At 39.1% G+C, this 2,734-nt stretch carries 2 protein-coding genes and 1 pseudogene; all 3 read left to right on the forward strand.

The window, feature by feature from the left end; translation table 11 throughout:
* Window positions 1–888, forward strand: a pseudogene (locus Q0O89_RS10485) (hypothetical protein); the annotation flags it as partial.
* Window positions 881–1,441 carry a DUF2857 domain-containing protein gene (locus tag Q0O89_RS10490; RefSeq protein ID WP_135710995.1) on the forward strand — a complete coding sequence of 187 codons (561 nt, stop codon included), beginning with the start codon at window positions 881–883 and terminating at the stop codon, window positions 1,439–1,441. The pseudogene Q0O89_RS10485 and the gene Q0O89_RS10490, both read left to right, overlap by 8 nt.
* A 70-nt stretch (window positions 1,442–1,511) precedes the next feature.
* Window positions 1,512–2,699: an STY4528 family pathogenicity island replication protein gene (locus Q0O89_RS10495; RefSeq protein ID WP_293731633.1), complete on the forward strand. Its 1,188-nt coding sequence runs from the start codon at window positions 1,512–1,514 to the stop codon at window positions 2,697–2,699.
* The last annotated feature ends 35 nt before the right edge of the window (window positions 2,700–2,734 follow it).

Raw genomic sequence — 2,734 nt, forward strand, 5'->3', positions numbered from 1 at the left:
TTTGTGATTAATGATTTCCAAGATGTGCTAATCACTGCGCTTGTGGAAGCCTTTTATCATCAGATTCCTTATGAAACCTTCAAATTAGAGATCGACTTGGCTGAGCAAAAATTACGTAAATTAGCAGAAAAACATGCGGATATTTTACAACTCGCCACAGAAAGTGAACGTCATCTTATTGAAGCAGAAAAAGAACAAACGGCAAAAGTGGCAAAACCGGCTATTCAGGATAATGACCACAAGGATAATGTCGATAATACAGCGTTCTCGGCAAATTCATTTACTGACACAGTAGAAGAAAATCTAAATACTGAAGCAGAAGATGAGTATAGAAATGAATCTGAAGAAACATCTGAAAATCTAGCGATACCATCGATTCAAGAAATGAATAATGCCATTCAAGAACATTTTTCTAATTTAGGTTTTATTCCCGGTGAAAACCCTGAAGCGCAACGTCAAAAAGAAGCCGCGGATAATGGTTTAGACTTTGCTTGCTCGGGGGCATTTCCAATTACGCATATTTGGAAAGTCAATCCTAATAAACCATTAACCATGGAAGCCTATTCCCTTGCGGTAGAAATTGCGGATGAATGTGGTATTGCAGATTGCATTGAACATATTATTCATGAGCCGATTGATTACGCTTTTCGCGTACATCCATTAAATACAGATAAAAATCACTCTGTTTTAACGCAACAAATTCATCAAATATTAACCGCACTTTCAACAACGGATGAACCACAAGAGATTGTCCTGTCACCGATGTTGTGGCTTGGCACTCAAGAGCAAGCACCGCAGGTCTCTGATTTAATGTTAGTGCGCCTATTTAGACTTATTCGCCTTAATCGCTATCTCAAAGAAATGACACTAGGGGGAAACCATGCTTAATGTCTCAATCAATCAAGCTATTATTTCTGAAATCCTTTCCAGTATTCGTAAAGGTGAGCTCGGCTACGGTAAGCAGCTGGGCTTTGATGAAAATGAATTAGCGGTCATTTCCGATTTGAATACTCGAGAAATCTTGGATTTATGTAACAGTCCGGTGCCTTTTGCCAAAGTGCAAATTAATCATCAGGCTTTTTGGAATCTCATCGAAGTGGCTCGAGAAAATACACACCAGAGCAATATTATCGATCGCGCGTTAGAGTTAGGTGCGTCAAGTGAGATGTTACATAACCGATTTGGTTGGAGTTCTGCTGACGTTTCTGCTCGCCGCCGCTTGCGTGGCATTAAAGAACCAATGGGAAGAAAGCGCAATGCTTATGAAGCCGAAGAGCTTAAGGTTTGGGAACTTTGGCAAAAACATAAAGATAATGTTAAAGACGATATTGAAACATCCCCTGAAGGCTTTGACTTGCTGATGTTTATTGCGGAAGAAACCGGTGTGAGTTTAACCGAAGTATGGCGTTTAATATCAACATGGATAAAAGAAAATAATTAGATTGTCTCAGGGCGAGATGCGCAAGTATCTCGCCAATAGATACGCAATGGACGAAAGAAGGGAAAACGTGATGAACGAGCAATTTCAGAGCCTGCTTTTTATCGGAAATAAGCACGAAACGGTGCCAACAAGATTACTTACGGATAAATATCTCACCGCACGAGCAAAATTAGCTTGGCAATTAATCAAATTAAATGCCGGCCAATTTCAAGGATCGCTATTCCCATCTTACGACCATTTACAACATTGGTTATCGGATAAGGCTTATAAAGATGAGTCTTGTTCACGTAAAATCGTGTCACAAACCTTACACTTACTCCGTTTAACTCGCTGGTTAACCTTGTGTGAAACGGTTCGTAATCACAAGGGACAAATTCTAGGCAACGTTTACATCATGAATGATGAGCCATTAAGTGTCATTGACAGTATCACATTAAATAGCGACTATTTAAATTTAGTGGAGAAGATGGCAAATCACAAAGATCCTATTTTAAAAGACGTGGCATTAAGTATCATTGATGAAATTGTCAGTGATAAATCCGGATTATGGCATTTTGTTTCTCACCTTGATGTATTTAAAGCACGCTATCGTGCATTGCATAAAAACCGTTTAATTGGCACGGCAGAATCGGCATCGGTTCTACCAAACCATCTTTCAGAAGCGGTAAACAAAACACAGCAAATTTTACTCAGTTCCCAAATGGAACTCAGTCAAAATACCGGGGAACTCAGTCAAAAATCACCAAGTTCCCACCTAAAATCACTGAGTTCCCAAATGGAACTCAGCACCAAAACCAATGCTAACTCATTGATTTCAAATGCAGTTCCCAATGGGAACTCTAAGTACAGTACAAGTACTAATAATATTACTAAGTACAGTACTGTACTGGAGAAGGATTTTTCAACACTGAAGTTAACACCGCTCGAACAACAATCCGTGATGCAAGCGATGCAGGATTTAGATGAACAACTCTGCCAAGCTATTCTGATTGAAATTAAAGAGCGTATGGCTCAACAAGAAATTCGTAAACCGGTCGGATATATTTTCTCATTAATTCGAGAAGCAAAATTGGGTAAATTTAACCCATACTACGCCGCGAAACAGACGGCAACATCAACTAAAGCTGCGGCAGAAAGAAAAATACGCCCTGCAAGTCAACGTACATTAGGTAAATTGGACTCGGCTTTAACAGATAGTTTAAAATCATCGGAACGCTTTGCACAATTAAAACAACTAAAACAGCGATTAATGCTTTAAACTATGAAACCTGAGTCAATATTATTTACTGATTA

The organism is uncultured Actinobacillus sp. (assembly GCF_945915845.1).
Lineage (GTDB): Bacteria > Pseudomonadota > Gammaproteobacteria > Enterobacterales > Pasteurellaceae > Exercitatus.

Coding starts and splice junctions, on each gene's coding strand:
- Q0O89_RS10490 (WP_135710995.1), top strand. CDS start 881: ATGCTTAATGTCTCAATCAATCAAGCTATTATTTCTGAAATCCTTTCC.
- Q0O89_RS10495 (WP_293731633.1), top strand. CDS start 1,512: ATGAACGAGCAATTTCAGAGCCTGCTTTTTATCGGAAATAAGCACGAA.